This window comes from Corallococcus exercitus, assembly GCF_042231735.1.
GTDB lineage: Bacteria > Myxococcota > Myxococcia > Myxococcales > Myxococcaceae > Corallococcus > Corallococcus exercitus_B.
Genome location: NZ_CP102577.1, coordinates 9,686,289 through 9,704,164, shown reverse-complemented (window position 1 = coordinate 9,704,164; position 17,876 = coordinate 9,686,289). Strand labels below are relative to the sequence as shown.

The window sequence follows — 17,876 nt, the reverse complement described above, 5'->3', positions numbered from 1 at the left end:
ACGCAAGCAAGCTCAGTGACCCGCGGAGCCGGGTGGCTCGACGCGCTCCACCTGCTTCTGGACGGCGGCATCCGACGCCACGTCCGCGCCCAGCTGCAGGTACGTCAGCAGGTAGGTGCGCCCCGTCGCCGGGCCCTGGGCCGCCGCCGTGCGGGCCAGTACGTCGCGCCGGGACTCGAAGGAGGTCAGCGTCTCCTGGAGCGAGCGGCGCGTGTCCTCGTTCTTCTCCGCGTTCAGGCGCTCCTGCACCCGCGCGATGTTCGCCTCCACCATGCGCTGGCTCTCCCGGGCACGGTGGGCCTCGGAGAGGTCGGTGAAGGGGCCCGTGCCCTCCACGGACACCTCCAGCTTCGCGACCTGGCGGCCGCGCTCCCCGGGCGGCACCAGCGTGGACACGCCCTGGCGCTGCGCCATGCCCACGCCGCGGCCGTCGTGCGACTGCACCACGAAGTCCACGCCCTCGGCGCCCTGGGCCAGCTTCACGGCCTCCACGTAGGGCACCGCCGCGAGCAGCACCACCAGCCCCACCTGCTCCTTCTGGCGCAGGCGCTTCACCTCCGCGGCCACCGCCGGCCCCACCGGCAGGCCCCGGACGCCCTGGGGCAGGACGGCCGAACCGTCCGAGCTTCCGGGCGGCGCCTGGGGGTCCGCCGACGCGGGCGACACGCCGATGACGCCCACCTTCAGCCCGCCGACGGTCGTCACCACCGAGGCGGGAAAGTGCGGCTGCCCCTTCGCGTCCACGAGGTTCGCGGACACGAGCTTCAGCTTCGCGCCCTTCGTCTTCTTCTTGAGGAAGTCCACGCCCAGCACGAGGTCGCGCTGGCCCACGGCCATCGCCGCGTAGCCCTGCGCGTCCAGCTGCTCCAGGAGCAGCTCCGCGCGAGGCTTCGCCGTCGCATCCTGGCCGTCCGCCAGGGTCTTGAAGAGCGCGTTGCCCGCGTCCAGTGCGAGCACCGGCACGCCCTTCGCGCGCTCCTGCGACAGGACCGTCTTTCGTCTGGCCAGACCGCCAGACGGGTTGTGTCGTCAACCACAGGGGGCGATTTCGCCCCCGTTGTCTCCCGTGAAGAGCAGCACGAGCTTCTTCGGCGCGGCCCCCGCCACGAGGGGCAGGAGCAAGAGGAGCGCCAGGGCGGCGAGCTTCGGCGCGCGAGGGCTCACTTCTTCCCCTTCTTCGGAGCCGGCGCGGCCTTCTTGTCCAGCTCCGCCAGCTTCGTCTTCGCCGTCTTGGCCGCGTCCGACTTGGGGTAGCTCTTCACCAGCTCCTCCAGCGCCAGCTTCGACTCCTCCTTCATCTTCAGCTTCTGGAAGCAGTCGGAGGAGCGCAGGTACGCGTCCGGCGCGGACGCCGTCTTCGCGAAGTCCTGCACCACCTTGCCGTACTCGAAGAGGGCCTCGCGGCACTTGGACTCGGTGAAGTACGTCTCGCCCAGGCCGAAGTGCGCCTCGCCGACGAGCGCGTCCTTGGGCCACTTCTTCACGAACTCGTTGTAGAGCTGGCGCGCGACCAGCGAGTCGCCCGCCTTCGCCTTCTCCTGCGCGAGCGAGAGGAACTCCTTCTTGTCCGTGGGGCGCTGGAGCTCCTCGGCCTTCTTCTTGGCCTCGGCCTCCTTCACCGCCTCCGTGCCCTGGAGCGCCAGGAGCCGCTGGTTGGTCTCCTCCGTGCTCTTGCCGAGCGCGGCCTCCAGCTCGGCGATCTTGTAGAGGTACGTCTCCACCTGGCCGCGCAGCTGCGCCAGGTCCTCCACCGTCTTCTGGAACTGCACGCCGATGTCCGCGTCCTTGCGGCGCGCGGCGGTGTCCAGGCTCTGCAGCGCCTGGGTCACCTGGGCGATCTTCTCGTCGATCTTCGGCTGGGTGGCGGCGAGCTGGTCGCGCGCCTCCTTCAGCTCCGTGGTCATCCTGGCGTTGTCCGCGCCCAGCCGGTCCACCTTGGCTTCAAGGGCACGGCCGCGGTCGGCGGGGTAGAAACAGCCGGGAACGGCGGCGGTCAACAGGGCGAAGAGCACGAGCCTGCGCATGGGCCGGGCATCCTAGGTCCAAAGCGCCCCGCGCGCCGCTTCTGTTTCAGCGGGCAGGCGGGCCACCCCCTGCCCCCTCAGCGAGGCCCTTCGGCCTCCAGCCGCTCCACGGCCCGGGCGCAGGCCACCCGGAGCCGGGGCAGGTTGAGGAAGAAGGGCACCGGCCGCGCCCGCCCCGACTCCACCGCCCGCAGGGCCCGGCGGTACGCCTCCAGGGCCGCGCCGGGCTGGCCGCACTGCTCCAGCAGCAGCCCCAGCAGGTAGCGCGCGGCGACGTGGTCCGGATCCAGCTCCAGGCACCGGCGCAGGTCGCGCTCCGAGCGCTCATCCGGGACGCCCGTGGAGGCCCCGTCGAGCACGCACGAGAACAGCCAGTCCGCCTCCGCCATGGCGGTGTCGTCGGGGGGCACGGGCGCGTCCGGCTTCGGTGGGGCGACCCCGGCGACACCCGCTCCGGAGTCCCGCTTCGGCCGGGAGGCCTCCGCGGCCGGGGCGTCCTCGCGCACGTAGAAGAAGGCGTGCTCGCTGGGCAGGAGCCGCAGCTCCGGAGGCACCTGGAGCAGGGGCTCCGCGGCGGACAGCACCAGCACGCCGCCGGGCGCGAGCCTTTCGCACAGGCTCCGCACCGTGCGCTGGAAGGCGTCCGGGGTGAAGTAGATGAGGACGTTGCGGCAGAAGATGACGTCGAACCCGCCGCCGCCCGAGGCCTCCGGATACGGGGCCTCCATCAGGTTGTGGCGCCGGAACTCCGCCTGCGTGCGCAGCGCGTCCACCAGCCCGTGACGCCGGCCCCGGGGCTCGAAGTAGCGCGCGCGCGGCCCCTCCGGCACGCGCCGGAGCGCCTCCGCCGGAAAGCTCAGCTCGCGCGCCCGGGTGAGCACCTGCTCGGAGATGTCCGTGCCCAGCACGCGGCTGGCCGGGTCGGCGCCCTCCTGCGCCATCAGCAGGAGCAGCGTGGCGACCTCCTCCCCCGCCGCGCAGCCCGCGCTCCACACGCGCAGCGGCGCCTTCGAGCGTTGGATGCGGGGCGACAGCACGTGCTCACGGAAGGCGGCGAGCTGCACCTCGTCCCGGAACACCTCCGACGTGTGCACCGCCACCGCGTCCACCAGCCGGGCCAGGTCCGCCGCGCCCGACGGGGAGCGCAGGTGCGCCGCCAGCTGCGCCGGGCTTCCGCCGTGTCCCAGCGCCTCCAGCCGCGCGTCCAGCCGCCGCCGCTGGGCCCCGCTCAGCGCCATGCCCGTGTGCGCCTGAAGCCATGCGTGGACGGGAGCCCAGCGCTCGGAGGAGGACGTCATCGCGCGCGCGGTCAGCGGCCGACGGCCAACGACTCTCCTCGCGCCAGCCGCGCCAGGGTGGCCGCGACGTCATCGCCGTGGATGAGGTGGTCCACCGCCTTGCGCTCCACCGCCGCGCCCGGCATGCCGAACACCACGCAGGACTCCTCGTTCTGCGCCAGCGCCAGCCCACCGCCCTGCTTGATGGCCAAGAGTCCGTCCGCCCCGTCCGCGCCCATGCCGGTGAGCACCACGCCCACCGCGCGCCGGCCATAGGCCTTCGCCACGCTCTCCAGCAGCACGGTGCCGCTGGGCATGTGCCCGTCGCGCTCCACGCCCGCCTTGAGCGCCACGCGCCCGCGCACGGGCACCACCATGTGCTGATCCGGCGGCGCCACCAGCACCAGGCCCGGCGTCAGCGTGTCCCCGTCCCCGGCCAGCCGCACCTTCAGCTTGCTCGCGTTGGCGAGCCAGCTGGCCAGCGACTCCGAGAAGGCGGCGTTGATGTGCTGGACGATGACGATGGGCGCCGGGAAGTCCGCCGGCAGCTCCGACAGCATCCGGTAGAGCACCTGCGGACCGCCCGTGCTGGCGGCCACCGCGACGATGCCCATGGAGGCCGCGGGCAGCGCCGGGACGGGCGTGTGCGGCATCCCGGGCGCGCCACGCTTCTGGCCGCGCACGTGGCGGATGACGCGCACGGAGGAGATGAGCTTCACCTCCTTGGTGAGGTTCCACGCCTCCGGCCCCGCGTCGATGGAGGGCTTGATCTGCAGCGCCAGCGCGCCCAGCTCCAGCGCGCGGTACGTGAGCGCGGGGGCCTGCGAGCGGGGGTCTCCCGTCAGCACCAGGATGGGCGTGGGGACCTCGGCCATGATGTGCTCCACGGCCGTGAGCCCGTCCATGACGGGCATGTCCACGTCCATGGTGATGACGTGGGGGCGCAGCTCCTTCGTGAGGGCAACGGCCTCCTGGCCGTTCGCGGCGGTGCCAACGACCTGGATGTCCGGGTCGTCGCTCAACGCCGCGCTGATGAGCTGGCGGCAGATGACCGAGTCATCGACCACCAGCACCGACACTTTCTTGCCCATGACCGTTCAATACCCCGTACGCGCCGCGGGAGTATAGCAATGCGAGGGGCCCCCGCGTGTCTCCGTGCCTCAAGCGACTTCAGGCCAGCAGCCGACCCACGACGTCCACCAGGTCCTGCCGGACGAGGTCCCCCTTGGTGATGTAGCCGTCCGCCCCGGCCGCCAGCCCACGCGCCCGGTCCGCTTCCCCTCCCCGGGTGGTGAGGATGACGACGGGCAGGCGGCCCCGGGCCGGGTCGGTCTTCAGGCGCCGGGTGAGCTCCACGCCGTCCATCTCCGGCATCTCCAGGTCGGTGACGACCAGCTCCACCGGCGGGCCCTCCTGGTCCAGCAGGTCCAGCGCCGAGGGGCCATCCGCCGCCCGGAGGGTGTCGTACCCCACCGCCTCCAGCAGGTTGGCCACCAGCTCGCGGGTGAGGGGCGAGTCGTCCACCACGAGGATGCGGCGCCGGCGCGGGGCGGGCGAGCGCACCGGCGGCCGGGCGAGCCTCAGGGGCACGGTGCCGTGCACGCCCGCCGCCAGCGCGGCCGCGGACAGCACCATGGCCAGCCGCCCGTCCGCGAGCGACGTGGCGCCGGTGAGGTGCGTGAAGCGCGCGAGGATCCCCTTGAGCGGGAGGATGGCCTGGACGCGCTCCTCCAGCACCCGGTCCACCGCCAGTGCGGCCTCCATGCCCTGGCCCTTCACCACCAGCACCAGCTCCCCCTCCCGGGCGGGGCGCTCGGTGGCGAGCCCCAGCAGGGACGCCAGCGAGGCGAAGGGCAGCACGCGGCCCTCCATGCGGAGGGTGGGACGGCCGGCGACCTCTCCCACCTCGGAGGCGTCCACCTTGAGGGCGCGGGAGACGTGGACGGCGCTCAAGGCGAGCGTCTCGTCGAAGACCTGGACGAAGAGCAGGGGCGCCACGGTGAGGGACACCGGGACGCGCAGGGTGAAGATGGTGCCCCAGCCGGGCGCGGACTCCACGCCCACATCGCCGCCGAGAGCCTGGAGGGAGGTCCGCACGGCGTCCAGCCCCACGCCCCGACCTGACAGGTCGGTAACCACCTCGCGCGAGGTGAAGCCGGGCAGGAAGACGAGGTCGCGCGCGGCGGCGTCGGACAGGGCGTTGGCGCCGGGCTCGTCCAGCATGCCCCGGCGCACGGCCACGCGCCGCAGGAGCGCCGGGTCCATGCCCGCGCCGTCGTCCTCCACGCGCAGGATGATGCGGCTGCCCTCGCGGGCGGCGCGCAGGGTGAGGCAGCCCCGGGGGTGCTTGCCGGAGGCGACGCGGTCCACGCGCGTCTCCAGGCCGTGGTCCAGCGCGTTGCGGACCAGGTGCATGAGGGGCTCGCGCAGGGCCTCCACGACGGAGCGGTCCGCGCGGGTGTCCTCGCCGTCCACGACGAGCTCCACCTCCTTGCCCAGCTCCCGCGCGAGGTCTCGGACCATGCGGGGGTAGGGCTCGAAGAGGACGGAGAGGGGCAGCATGCGCAGGCCCTGGATCTCCTCCGACACCTGGCTCAGGTCACGCAGCTCCGCGTTGGCGAGCAGCTTGGCCTCGCGGTGCAGGGTGGCGGCCAGCTCCTTGGCGCGGCCCAGGCGCTCGGCGAGCGCGAGGCCCGCGGGGCCCAGGTCCTCCGCGGCGCGGGCCAGTTCGCTCAGCTCGCGCACGAGCTCCAGGCGGCGCGCGGTGGCCAGCTCACGGCGGCGGGCCACCTGGCCCAGGTTGGTGACCGCGCTGGTGAGCATGTCCAGGCTGGCCACGCCGATGCGCACGGCCGTGTCCATGCGGACGTCGCCGGTGCGCACCGTGCCGGGACCGGCCTTCGGCGTGGCGCTGGAGGGCGGGCGCGAGCGCGCGGTGTCAGCCGTCCGCGTGCCGGCAGACGCGGTGGAAGCGGTGAGGTGCGCGTTCGCGGAGGCACCCGTCGCGGGGGCCACGAGGTGCGAGCTGCCCGGGATTCCGGAGGCACTGCCCAGGTGCGAGCCCGCGCTTCCAGGAGTGGGCGCCACGAGGTGCGGGCTTCCCGGGCCTCCCGTCGCTGGCGCCACGAGGAGCGAGCTTCCCACGCCCCCCGTGTGCGCACCGTGCGGGCCCGGCGCAGCGCCGGTGGCGTGACCGGAAGCAGCGCTTCCCTGCGCAGCACCCGTCGCGACGCCGAGGCCGGGGTGCACGAGGTGCGCGCCCGATGCAGCTCCAGCGGCGTGGCCGGAAGCGGCGCTTCCCTGCGCAGCACCCGGCGCGACTCCGAGGCCGGGGTGCACGAGGTGCGTGCCCGATGTGGCTCCAGCGGCGTGACCGGAAGCAGCGCTTCCCTGCGCAGCACCCGGCGCGACTCCGAGGCCGGGGTGCACGAGGTGCGTGCCCGATACGGCCCCCGCGGCGCCCCCATCACCGTGTCCTTCCGTCGAAGCCCCGGACGGATCCGCGCGGAGGGCCGATGCGAGGAGCTGCGCCGCGGCGGTGGCCGGGGATGCGCCTCCTGCCGGCGCGTCCGGGCGCGAGGCCGGCACGCCCCAGTGCGCGGGGACCACCACGGCCCCTGACGGCTCCCGGCGGTCCGGCACGATCAGATGCGACGCGCCCTGCGTCCCCTCCCCCTTCGCGGCCCGGCCGCCCTCGTCCGCACGGGAGGCTCCCGGCGGACGCGCGGACTCCACGGCGACCTGCTGCTGCAGCGTCGCCACCAGCGTCTCCACCGCCAGCAGCGGCTCCCCCGCCTGGAGCGCGCCCGACAGCGCGAGCACCGTGTCCGCCGTGGCGAGCAGCGCGTCCGTGGACTCCGACGACAGGCGGTAGCGCTGCGGCTCCGCGCACCGGACCAGCTCCTCCATCTCGTGCGCGAGCGTGTTGATTTCACTGAAGCCCATCATCCGGGCCTCGCCCTTGAGCCCGTGCAGCTCGCGCAGCACCCGCTGCCCGGCCTCCAGGTTGCCCCCGGACTCCAGCTCCATCAGGGAGCGGTTGATGCGCTCCAGACGGACCGTGACCAGGTCGCGAAACTGCTTGAGGAGCCGCTCGCTGGGGTTCACCCGCCGCCCCCCTTGCGCAGGGTCGCCTGGTGGATCTGGAAGCGCTCCACCACCCCACGCAGGTCCTGCGCCAGCCCCAGCAGGTCCCCGTTCGCCGCGCCCACCTGCTTCGTCGCGTTGAGGCTCTGCTGGGTGATGCGCAGGATGTCCGCCATCGTGTCCGCGAGCTGATCCGTGCCCGCCTGCTGCTGCTGCGTGGACCGGGAGATGATCCGCACCGCGTCCGACGTCTGTCCCGCCAGGCTGACAATCTGCCGGAGCGACTCGGACACCTGCTCCGCGAGCCCCGTCCCCGTCTCCACCGCGCGCACCCCGCCGCCCGTCACCGTCACCGCCGCGGCGGAGGCCTCGCGCACCTCCTCGATGAGCCCCTCAATCTCCTTCGTGGACTCCAGCACGTTCTCCGCGAGCCTTCGCATCTCCGCCGCCACCAGCGAGAAGCCCCGCCCCACCTCGCCCGCCTTCGTCCCCTCCAGCTCCGCGTTGAGCGCCAGCAGGTCGGACTTGTCCGCGACGCCGTTGATGAACTCGACGATCTTCCCGATCTGCTGCACGCGCTTGTTGAGCCGCGCCACCGCCGAGCCAATGGCCTGGTTGTCCTGGCGCATGCGCGACATGGCGCCCAGGAACGACTCCGCGCTGCGCTGTCCGCCCTGGGCCGCCGCCAGCGTGCGCTGGGCGATCTCCGCCACGGAGCTCGCGTTCTCCGCGATCTGCTTCGCCGAGCGCGCCAGCTCCTCCGTGGTGGCGCTCGTCTCGTCCAGGCTGCTGGCCTGCTCCGCGGCGCCCTCCTCGTAGCGCCCGGAGGTGCTGAGGATCTCCTCCGTGGTGGCGGAGATCTGCGCCCCCGCGCGCTGCAGCTCCGCGAGCACGTCCGCCAGGTGCGTGCGCATCGTGGTGAAGGCCGCGGACACCGCCCACACCTCGTCCTCCGCGGGCACCAGCCGGGGGCTGGCCAGGTCGCCCGCGGCGATGCGGCGCGCCTCGCCGGACAGCTCCCGCATGGGCCGCCCCAGCAGCGTCCCGCCCAGGTACGCCGTGGCGAGCGCCAGGCCGAACACCACCGCGCACAGCAGCGCGCTGGACGTGAACGCGTCCAGCCGCAGCGCGTCCACCAGCACGCCCTGCGCGTCCGGGCTGCCCGCCTCCATCAGCCGCGAGAAGAGCCGGTCCGTCAGCGCCGTCACGACCTGCGCGCACATCACCGCGGGCGTCACCACGCAGATGGCGGTGAAGGCCACCAGCCGCGCGCGGATGCGCGAGCGCCGGGGCAGCGCGGCGATGACCTGCGCATGCGTCAGCCCCTGCTCCGCCACCCACAGCACGCCGCGCCGCGCCCTCAGCGTGACGAGCCCGTACACGAGCAGCGACGTGAGCGGGCCGAACAGCGCGCCCAGCCCCGCGACCCGCAGGGTGATGTCCCCCGGCAGCTCCATCCCCGACCAGAGCGCCACCGCCACCACGCCCGTGGTGAGCCCCCACAGGCCCAGCGAGCGGAAGAACGCCTCACCCGGCGCGCGCGCCACCTCGCCCACCGCCATCGCCAGGTGCTCGGGCGTGGGCGGCAGCTCCCCGCGCTCCAGCGCCCGCAGCCGGGGGAAGCGGCGCAGGGACACGCCCACGCCCAGGAGCATGTGCAGCGCGCTCACGCCCACCACCAGGATGACGAGCCTGCCCAGCCGCTCCACCAGCTCACCGCCCACCACGAGCGACGCGAAGTGCAGCCCCAGCGTGGAGCCCACCAGGTTCGCCAGCGGGATGGGGACCATCAGCTGCCGGCTGAAGCCGGCCCGCCGGGGGGCCACGCGCGAAGGGGAGGCCATGTCACCCACCTCTCGACGCAGGGGGCGCATGAGGAGCCCCGGTCGGTTCGCCCACAGGCTCGACGTGGAAGCGCTGCACCACGTGTTGCAGGTCCGCCGCCAGGGTGGACAGGTCCGCGTTGGCCGCCACCATCTGCTTGGTGGCCGCGGCGTTCTGCTCGGTGACGCGCAGGATGTCGCCCATGGCCGCCGCGAGCTGATCCGTGCCCGTCTGCTGCTGCAGCGTCGCCAGCGAGATGCTGCGCACCGCGTGCGACGTCTGCCGCGCCAGCTCCAGGATGAGCCCCAGGCTGTCGTCCACCTGCGCCGCCAGGAGCGTGCCCAGCTCCGTCGTCTTCAGGCCCGCCTCCGTGGCCATCACCGCGCCGTTCGTCGCGTCGCGGATCTCCCCGATGAGGCCTTCAATCTCCTTCGTGGAGCGGATGACGTTCTCCGCCAGCCTTCGCATCTCCGCCGCCACCAGCGAGAAGCCCCGCCCCACCTCGCCCGCCTTCGTGCCCTCCAGCTCCGCGTTGAGCGCCAAGAGGTCGGACTTGTCGGCGATCTCGTTGATGAACTCCACCACCTTGCCAATCTGCTGCACGCGCTTGTTGAGGCGCACCACCGCGTCCGCGATGGCCTCGTTGTCCTCCTTCATGCGCTGCATGGCGCCCAGGAAGGCGGTGGCGCCGCGCTGCCCGGACTGCGCCGCGCCGAAGGTCGTCTCCGCGATGGCGGACACGGACTCCGCGTTGTCGGCGATCTGCTGCGCGGACCGGGCCAGCTCCTCCGTGGTGGCGCTGGTGGCGTTGAGCGCGCCGGCCTGCTCGTCCGCGCCCACCTCCTGCTCCGTGCTGGTGGCCACCAGCTGCTCCGTGGTGGAGGAGATCTGGATGCCCGCCCGCTTGAGCTGCGACAGGGCCTGCACCAGCTGCACCTGCATCTGGGTGAAGGCCGCGGAGGTGGCCCACACCTCGTCCTCGGCGTGGATGACGCGCGGGGGCCGCACCTCGCCGCGCGCGATGCGCGTCGCGTCCTCGGTGATGGCGCGCAGGGGCTCCGACAGCGCCGTGCCCGCGAGCGCCGCGGTGCCCAGGATGAGCAGCGTCACGAGCCCCGCGATGAGCCCCAGCGGCGGGCCTTCGCCCTTGAGAGCTCGCGCCATCACCTCCGCCCGCTCCGCCGGCGTGTTGGCCTGGGCCCACGCGTCCACCACCGTCACGGTGCGCGTGAAGGCCACGTCCAGGATGAAGAGGGACGGGCTCAGGACCGCGATGGCGGTGAACACCACCAGCCGGCGGCGGATGTGCATGCGCCGGGGCGGCAGCGCGGCCAGCACCTCCAGCGGCGACGGGCCCAGCGCCACCAGCCGCTCCAGCGTGGCCCGCGCGCGGCGCACCACCATCAGGTAGACGAGCATCGCGCTCAGGGGGCCGATGGACAGCCCCAGCACCATCACCCGCAGGCCCTCCGTCCACGGCACGTGCGCCAGCGTGGGGAAGGCCAGCGCCACCGTCAGCGTGCCGCCCAGCCAGCCCTGCATCACGAACCAGAAGCTGCGGCCGGGGATGGCCGCCACCTCCTGGACCGCCACCAGCAGGTGCTCGGACGTGACGGGCAGCCGGCCCTCGCCCAGCGCGAACAGCGTGCGCAGGGCCCGCGTGTCGCGCGCGTACCCCACGCTGATGAACAGCGCGAGCGCGCAGAACATCAGCCACGTCAGCGGCGTGCGCCCGGCTTCCGGCAGCGTGTGCGACAGGTGGATGTGGAGGAACGCCACCCCCACGCCCAGGCAGCTGCCCGGGATGCGCGGCCGCGTCGTCCAGCGGCCCAGCGCGCGCAGCTCCGGCGGCGGCGTCATGCGCCCTCCCCGGCCAGGCCCAGCAGGTAGCGCTGGAAGTCCTCCAGGCGCAAGAGCGGCCAGAGCACGCCGCGCGTGATGACGAAGCCGCGCAGGCTTCCCCCGGAAGCCCCCGCCACCACCGGCGAGGGCGGCAGCACCGACAGCACCTCCGAGTCGATCTCCAGCCCGTCCACGCCCACCGTTCCCCCGGCGGCCGTCACGAGCACGCGCTGGGCGCCGCCGGCGCCCTGGAAGGCCCGGTGGGCGGATACCGTGCCAGCGTCCGGCGCGGCGATGGAGGCCACCTCGCCCGCCTCGAAGGCGATGCGGTGTGGCCCCACGTGGCACAGGAGCGTCCCCTCGACCCGGCCCGCGGGAAGCATGGGGCTAGCCGCCCTGGCTGAGGTGGTCGAAGAGGCCTTCCGGGTCGATGACGGCCACGTCGCGCGAGCCGCTCTTCACGGGGCCGCGCAGGTGGACGTGCACGCCCGAGGGGCCCAGGGGCTCCAGCGGTCCCATCAGGGCGGACACGCCGGCGACGTTGCTGGCGGTGAGGGCCAGCGTGCCGCGGGCCAGCCGCACCAGGACGGCGCGGCGGGACCCGGCGGACACCCCGCCCACCAGCAGGCTCATGTCCACGACGGGGATGACTTCACCCCGGTGCGCGAACACACCCAGCAGGTGGGGCGGGGAACCCGGTACCCGCGTCAGCTCGGGGAAGGTGACGACCTCCGCCGCGGCTTCCGCGGGCACCGCGTACCAACTGCTTCCACACGCGAAGACCAGGTAGGACTGTCGCGTCGTTTCCGACTCTAGGGCGGCCATGCGCCCCAGAGCCTACCCCAGAACTAGCGCTGGAACTCCACGCGGCGGTTCTCCGCCCAGCCTTCCTCGGTGGCGGCGCTGGAGACCGGGCGGGTCTCACCATAGCCCACCGTGGACAGCCGGTTGCCCGGCACGCCCAGGTCGGTCAGGTAGCGCTTCACGGCCGCGGCGCGGCGGTTGGACAGCTGGAGGTTGTACTCCTCCGTGCCGCGCTCGTCCGCGTGGCCGCCCAGGGTGATCTTGCCCTGGCTGGCCTTGATGCAGGCCGCCAGGTCGCCCAGGCGCGACTGCGCGCTGGAGTCCAGGGTGGACTCGTTGAAGCCGAAGCGCACCGGGGAGAAGTCGCAGCGCGAGGAGGCGTCCGCCGTCACGCACTTGCCGGACTGGCACTCCTGGCCCTCACCGCAGTCGGTGTTGGCGGAGCAGGTGTCCTTGGGGGCCTGGCAGCGGCCGGCCTGGCACTTGCCACCGTTGCACGCGGAGTCGTCCTTGCACTGGGCCTCGGCGCACTTGCCGGCCTCGCAGATGCGGCCGTCGCCACAGGCCGCGTCCGTGGTGCACTCGGGCGGCTTGGGGGCGCACTTGTTGGCCTGGCAGGTGAAGCCCTCACGGCAGTTCGCGTCCGTCGCGCACTCCTGGCACTGGCCCTGGACGCAGACCTCGCCCTTCTCCTGGCACTGCTCGTCGTTGTTGCACTTGGGGTAGGTGGGCGGGCACCCGGTCAGCACGGCCACGGCGAGGGCCAACCCGGCCCAAAGCGAAATCCGACGCATCATTCCTCCGACAGCAACCACGGGAAAAGAGAGGCCCACGGGGGGTGGGCCGGGCCTGTCGCGTGTAGTCGGACCCACCGGGGGGAGTCAAAAGATTTGTCTTTTCCCAGCCCCGCGGGGCGGCACGAGACCCTTGATGCCCCGATTATTTCCGTGAGAGTGTGAGCGGTTTGCCCATGCCCGCCGCCGTCCTCATCGTCGATGACGAAAAAAACATCCTCCTCACCCTGAGCCAGTCGTTGCAGCTGGCCGGCTACCGCACGGAGCTTGCCAGCAGCGGGCAGGTGGCGCTGGACGTGGTGAGCGCGCGTCCCGTGGACGCGGTGTTGATGGACGTGAAGATGCCGGACATGGACGGCCTCACGGTGCTCTCGAAGCTCACGGCCCTCAAGCCGGACCTGCCCGTCATCATGATGTCGGGGCACGGCACCATCGACACCGCGGTGAAGGCGACGCAGCTGGGGGCGCGCGACTTCCTGGAGAAGCCCCTGGCGCGCGACCGGCTGCTGGTGGCGCTGCGCAACGCGCTCAAGCACCAGGCGGCGATGGAGGAGCTGCAGGAGCTGCGCGCGCAGCTGGGCCGCTTCGACATGGTGGGCGGCGGGCCCGCCATGCAGCGCATCTTCTCCCTCATCCAGCGGACCGCGCCCAGCGAGGGGCGGGTCCTCATCACGGGTGAGAACGGCACCGGCAAGGAGCTGGTCGCGCGGGCGCTGCACCAGAACTCCAAGCGCAAGGGCGGCCCGTTCGTGAAGCTCAACTGCGCCGCGGTGCCGCACGACCTCATCGAGAGCGAGCTGTTCGGCCATGAGAAGGGCGCCTTCACTGGCGCTGTGAGCGTGCGGCGCGGCAAGTTCGAGCTGGCGCACGAGGGCACCCTCTTCCTGGACGAGATTGGCGACATGCCGGCCGCGATGCAGTCGAAGCTCTTGCGCGTGCTCCAGGAGGGAGAGCTGGAGCGCGTGGGCGGCGCGGAGACGCTCAAGGTGGACGTGCGCGTCATCGCCGCGACGAACAAGAACCTGGAGAAGGAGATCGCCGCGGGGCGCTTCCGCGAGGACCTCTACTACCGCATCAACGTCGTGCAGATTCACTCCCCGCCGCTGCGCGAGCGCCGCGAGGACCTGCCGGACCTCATCGACACCTTCCTGCGCGAGGCGTGCGCGAAGAACGGGCGGCGGCCGCTGGCGCTGTCGCCGGACGCGCTCGCGGTGATGAGCGCGTATGACTACCCGGGCAACGTGCGCGAGCTGCGCAACCTGGTGGAGCGGCTGGCCATCCTGTGCGAGGGCCCCATCGTCTCGCGCACGGACGCGCTGGAGCTGCTGCCCCGGGGCCGCCCCCTGCCCCCCATGCCCGAGCCCACCGTGGGCGGGGACGTGCCCGCCGCGCCTCCGCCGGCGGCGACGGCCCCCGCCGCCGAGCCCGCCCTCGCGAGCCCGGGCGGATGGAGGCCGCGCGTGGATCAGACCTTCCGCGAGCAGGTGGAGGACGCGGAGCGGGAGATCATCCAGCGGGTGCTCGCCCACACGCACGACAACGTGACGGAGGCCGCGCGGATCCTCGACCTGGAGCGGGGGCACTTCTACAAGAAGATGAAGGCCCTGGGCCTGCGCCGCGGCCAGTCCGAGGCGTGAGGTCCTCCCTCAGAACTGGCCCATGAGGCCGCCCACGACGGCGCCCTTCCTCGACATGCCGAGCATCGGCGTGACCTGGGTGCCCGGGAGGCTCGGGGTCGAGGGAGTCCACGCATCCGGGGCGTCACCGCCCTGGGACAGCCCGTAGCCCAGGAACGAGCCCAGGAAGGGCGTCACCACCAGCCCGATGACGCCCACGGAATGCAGGGCGCTGTCCTCGCTGAGGGTGAGCAGCGCGGAAGGCACGGCCCCCAGGGTGGCCCCCAGCAGGGTGAGGCCGTAGCTTCCCTGCCCTCCCGACATGTTTCCGGCGAAGTAGATGGGAATCGAGGTCCCGATGGCCGCCCCCAGCCCCACGGGGACGAGGCTCATCGCGGAGCCCGGGCAGCCCAGCGCATCACACCGGCGGTCCAGCCCGATGCCGACGGCCAGGCCGGTCAGGGCGCCACTCACGAACCCGGCGCTCCCCATCAGCGTTCCCAGGGCCAGGTGCTTGCCCACGCGATAGTCCGGCGAAGGCTTCGCGGTGGTGGAGACGGTCGTGGGGGCGAAGGCGGGTGGCTCCGGCGCCATGCCGGGAGGCGCCAGGAGGTTCAGCGACTCCGGGTCTCGTGAGGCAGCGCTGGCCTGGCCCCGTGCGACCTCGGGCCAGAACGTCAGCCACAGCATCAGCAGCAACCCGATGTATCGATGCATCACTGCCCCCCTGCGCGGTGCAACCGCCCGGACGGTATCAGACGCAGTGACCTCCCCTCCGGGCCGCCGGCCACGCCGCGCCTGCCTGCCGTCCAGCACACGCTCGCGTGCGACCCGGGGTCCGTTGCGCGAGCGCGTTGACGGCCGCGGGAGGCGTCTGGTCTATTCGTCCCACGGGTGCCGAGGGGCGCCCGCCGCCCGGAAAGACGACGTCACCCTCGCTTCACCCGCTGTCGCCAGACTCCTGATGCAGTCCTTCCACGGTCCCCCAACGGGTGAGGGCCAGCACCGGAGGATTCGTCATGGGTACCGGCAGCACCCTCCCCGTCACGCTTCATGAATACAAGGTCCGCGCGTCCCTGCTCATCAAGGACCTGGACTCGTCCGACACCGCCCGAGCCACGCGCGCCGCGGAGCGGATGCGCGCCCTGCCCTTCTTCGCGGCCCTGTCCCTGGGCGAGGTGCTCGCGCGCCGGGACACCGTGCGGCACAAGCACGGGCTCGCCGTCATCGCGCGGGAAGCCGGCCACGCCACCTGGACCGACTTGAAGCAGGCCCTGGAGGACGGTGCGCGCGGGCTGGACACACGCGCCTTCTTCCAGAAGGTCCAGGCCGTGTTCCTCAACCGGTGGTTCTCCACCTACGAGGAGGCCGCGCGCTCGCTGGAAGCCCAGGGCGGCTTCCTCTTCCCCTTCCGCGCGCAGTGCTTCGTCTGCGAGGCCGATTTCCTCCAGGCGCTGGGCATCGACCCGAGGGACGCGGACTGGGAGCGGATGGGCCGGGACTGGGTGCGCCCCCGGGACGGCGCCGCGAAGGAGCGGCTGGAAGCGAAGCTCGTCGCGCTGGGCTACGGAGGCCACCATGTCGCCCGGTGAGGACTCGCGCGCGTCCCGCGCCGAACGCAAGCGCGCGTACAAGGAAGCGGACGTGCCCATGGGCATCTACGCCATCCGCTGCCACGCCAACGGCAAGCTCTTCGTGGGCCACGCGCTCAACCTGACCGCGATGTTCAACCGCATCCGGTTCGAGTTCGCCCAGCGCATGCACCGCGTCCCCGAGCTGCAGGCGGACTGGGAGCGCCATGGCGAGGCGGCCTTCTCCTTCGAGGTGCTGGACAAGCTGCCGCCCCGCGAGGAGCCCGGCGGGCCTCCGCCCGCGGAGGAGCTGAAGGTGCTGGAGGAGATGTGGCTGGAGCGCCTGAAGCCCTACGGCGACGCCGGCTACAACGCGCCCCCCAGGCCCTGACACGGTGGGTTCAACGGACCTCCGCGCACAGGCGAATGGAGGTCCGTCTGGAGCACCCCTGAGCACATCCCGCCCGCCTTGCAGGGTGCCCCGGCGCGGCGGGACGTGCGAGGATGGCGGCCTCTCATGAGCACGAGCGCCGCCCCCATCCTCGGCATTGACTTCGGGACCACCAACACCGCGGCGGCCTTCTTCGACAAGGCGAACAAGCTGCGCGTGGTGCCCATCGCGGAGAAGAGCCTCACCCTGCCCTCCATCGCGTGGTTCCACGCGGGCGACAAGGCCATCGTCGGCCCCGCGGCGCGGCGGCAGATCATCGACGACCCGCGCCACACCGTCTTCGGCGCCAAGCGCTTCCTGGGCCGCCGCTTCCAGTCCGAGTACGTGGCCCGCCACCGCGGCCGCTTCGCCTTCGAATTGGTGGAGGGCCCGGACGGCTACACCGCCGTGCAGGTGTACGGGAAGGTGACGCCCCTCATCGACGTGGCGCACTTCATCCTCAAGCACATCCACACGCTGGCCACGCACGCGGCGGGCATGAAGTTCGAGGAGTGCGTGCTCACCGTGCCCGCGCACGCCAACATCCGCCAGCGCGAGGCCATCCGCCGCGCGGCGGAGAAGGCGGGGCTGCGCGTGCGCGCCATCGTCAACGAGCCCACCGCCGCGGCGCTCTACTACGCCAACCTGCGCAACCCCGAGCAGACGGTGATGGTGTTCGACCTGGGCGGCGGCACCTTCGACGTCACCCTCATGTCCGTGCAGAACCGCGTGGTGAAGGTGCTGGCCACCGGCGGCGACGCGTTCCTCGGCGGCGCCAACTTCGACGAGGCCATCGTGGAAGCGCTGGTGGACGACTTCCAGCGGGAGCACGGCATCAACCTGCGGGACAACAAGGTCGTGATGCAGCGGCTGGTCTTCGCCGCCGAGTCCGCGAAGATTGCCCTCTCCAGCGGCGCGTCCGTCCCCATCCGCATCCCCTGCATCACGCAGAAGGACGGCGCCTTCGTGGACTTCAACGTCACGCTCACCCGCGAGCGGATGGAGGCCATGGTGTTCCAGCTCATCGAGCGCACCGCCGCCGCGTGCGACGACGTGCTGGAGAAGGCGGGCCTGAAGCCGGACGCCATCGACGAGCTGGTCATGGTGGGCGGCCAGACGCGCATGCCCGCCATCCGCACGCGCCTGTCCCACTTCAAGAAGCTGTCGTCGGACAAGGAGGTGCACCCGGAGCTGGGCGTGGCCGTGGGCGCGGCCATCCTCGGGCGCAACCTGGCGCGCGGCATCAGCGGCCTGTCGGACGTGGTGCCCATGCCCATTGGCGCCATGGTGCCCGGCGGCGGCCAGCACGAGGTGCTCCCCGCCAACACGCCCGTGCCCGGCACGCGCACGGTGGACCTGGAGCTGCCGCCCTGGCCCGGCCCCGTGCCGGTGGCGCTGTTCGAGGCGTTGGATCGCACCACCGTGGAGCGCGAGCTCCTGGGCACCGTGCGCATCGAACCGGACTGGCGCGTGGCCCACCCGGGCCCCACCACGCTGGAACTGCGCATGGGGCCGGACTTCGCCCTCACCGCCAGCCTCGTCGCGAAGGACGGGCGCAGGCAGGCGCTCACCATCACCGACCCGAACGCGCCCCAGCGGGCCTGACGG

16 protein-coding genes are annotated in these 17,876 nt (G+C 72.7%); 4 read left to right on the top strand and 12 right to left on the bottom strand.

Going from position 1 to position 17,876, the window contains the following annotated elements:
- Window positions 1–12 precede the first annotated feature (12 nt).
- From NR792_RS39130 to NR792_RS39080, 11 genes are all read right to left on the bottom strand, one after another.
- Entirely contained in the window at window positions 13–963 is a 951-nt protein-coding gene (locus NR792_RS39130; RefSeq protein WP_375757784.1) for a 5'-nucleotidase, read from the bottom strand.
- A gap of 66 nt (window positions 964–1,029) precedes the next feature.
- Window positions 1,030–1,164 (bottom strand): hypothetical protein, encoded by a 135-nt coding sequence (locus NR792_RS39125; protein ID WP_375757783.1) that lies wholly within the window; start codon window positions 1,162–1,164, stop codon window positions 1,030–1,032.
- Window positions 1,161–2,024, bottom strand: coding sequence for a tetratricopeptide repeat protein (locus NR792_RS39120; protein ID WP_375757782.1), 864 nt, complete (start codon window positions 2,022–2,024; stop codon window positions 1,161–1,163). The genes NR792_RS39125 and NR792_RS39120 overlap by 4 nt, the downstream gene beginning before the upstream one ends.
- 77 nt (window positions 2,025–2,101) lie before the next feature.
- Window positions 2,102–3,322 (bottom strand): CheR family methyltransferase, encoded by a 1,221-nt coding sequence (locus NR792_RS39115; protein ID WP_375757781.1) that lies wholly within the window; start codon window positions 3,320–3,322, stop codon window positions 2,102–2,104.
- 11 nt (window positions 3,323–3,333) lie between these two features.
- Window positions 3,334–4,392, bottom strand: coding sequence for a chemotaxis-specific protein-glutamate methyltransferase CheB (gene cheB / locus NR792_RS39110; RefSeq protein WP_375757780.1), 1,059 nt, complete (start codon window positions 4,390–4,392; stop codon window positions 3,334–3,336).
- A gap of 79 nt (window positions 4,393–4,471) precedes the next feature.
- Window positions 4,472–7,408 carry a response regulator gene (locus tag NR792_RS39105; protein ID WP_375757779.1) on the bottom strand — a complete coding sequence of 979 codons (2,937 nt, stop codon included), beginning with the start codon at window positions 7,406–7,408 and terminating at the stop codon, window positions 4,472–4,474.
- On the bottom strand, window positions 7,405–9,231 hold the full coding sequence (locus NR792_RS39100; protein ID WP_375757778.1) for a methyl-accepting chemotaxis protein: 1,827 nt from the start codon (window positions 9,229–9,231) through the stop codon (window positions 7,405–7,407). The genes NR792_RS39105 and NR792_RS39100 overlap by 4 nt, the downstream gene beginning before the upstream one ends.
- A 1-nt stretch (window position 9,232) precedes the next feature.
- A complete protein-coding gene (locus NR792_RS39095; RefSeq protein ID WP_375757777.1) occupies window positions 9,233–11,071 on the bottom strand; it encodes a methyl-accepting chemotaxis protein in 1,839 nt (612 codons plus the stop codon).
- On the bottom strand, window positions 11,068–11,436 hold the full coding sequence (locus NR792_RS39090) for a protein CrdC (protein WP_375757776.1): 369 nt from the start codon (window positions 11,434–11,436) through the stop codon (window positions 11,068–11,070). The genes NR792_RS39095 and NR792_RS39090 overlap by 4 nt, the downstream gene beginning before the upstream one ends.
- A 4-nt stretch (window positions 11,437–11,440) precedes the next feature.
- Window positions 11,441–11,878, bottom strand: coding sequence for a chemotaxis protein CheW (locus tag NR792_RS39085; RefSeq protein WP_375757775.1), 438 nt, complete (start codon window positions 11,876–11,878; stop codon window positions 11,441–11,443).
- Window positions 11,879–11,901: 23 nt separating this feature from the next.
- Window positions 11,902–12,651 (bottom strand): OmpA family protein, encoded by a 750-nt coding sequence (locus NR792_RS39080; RefSeq protein ID WP_375761759.1) that lies wholly within the window; start codon window positions 12,649–12,651, stop codon window positions 11,902–11,904.
- 176 nt (window positions 12,652–12,827) lie between these two features.
- Here NR792_RS39080 and NR792_RS39075 point away from each other — a divergent pair, with 176 nt between their 5' ends.
- Window positions 12,828–14,288: a sigma-54-dependent transcriptional regulator gene (locus NR792_RS39075; protein ID WP_375757774.1), complete on the top strand. Its 1,461-nt coding sequence runs from the start codon at window positions 12,828–12,830 to the stop codon at window positions 14,286–14,288.
- 9 nt (window positions 14,289–14,297) lie between these two features.
- On the opposite strand, the gene NR792_RS39070 is transcribed toward NR792_RS39075, so the two are convergent.
- Window positions 14,298–14,984, bottom strand: a complete 687-nt coding sequence (locus tag NR792_RS39070; protein ID WP_375757773.1) for a hypothetical protein — start codon at window positions 14,982–14,984, stop codon at window positions 14,298–14,300.
- Between the two features lie 302 nt (window positions 14,985–15,286).
- Between NR792_RS39070 and NR792_RS39065 the strand changes: the two genes are divergently transcribed.
- The 3 genes from NR792_RS39065 (at window position 15,287) to NR792_RS39055 (ending at window position 17,873) form a co-directional block, all read left to right on the top strand.
- Window positions 15,287–15,859 (top strand): hypothetical protein, encoded by a 573-nt coding sequence (locus NR792_RS39065; RefSeq protein ID WP_375757772.1) that lies wholly within the window; start codon window positions 15,287–15,289, stop codon window positions 15,857–15,859.
- Window positions 15,846–16,229, top strand: a complete 384-nt coding sequence (locus tag NR792_RS39060; RefSeq protein WP_375757771.1) for a GIY-YIG nuclease family protein — start codon at window positions 15,846–15,848, stop codon at window positions 16,227–16,229. Before NR792_RS39065 ends, NR792_RS39060 begins: the two co-directional genes overlap by 14 nt.
- A gap of 126 nt (window positions 16,230–16,355) precedes the next feature.
- Window positions 16,356–17,873 carry an Hsp70 family protein gene (locus NR792_RS39055; protein ID WP_375757770.1) on the top strand — a complete coding sequence of 506 codons (1,518 nt, stop codon included), beginning with the start codon at window positions 16,356–16,358 and terminating at the stop codon, window positions 17,871–17,873.
- Window positions 17,874–17,876 lie beyond the last annotated feature (3 nt).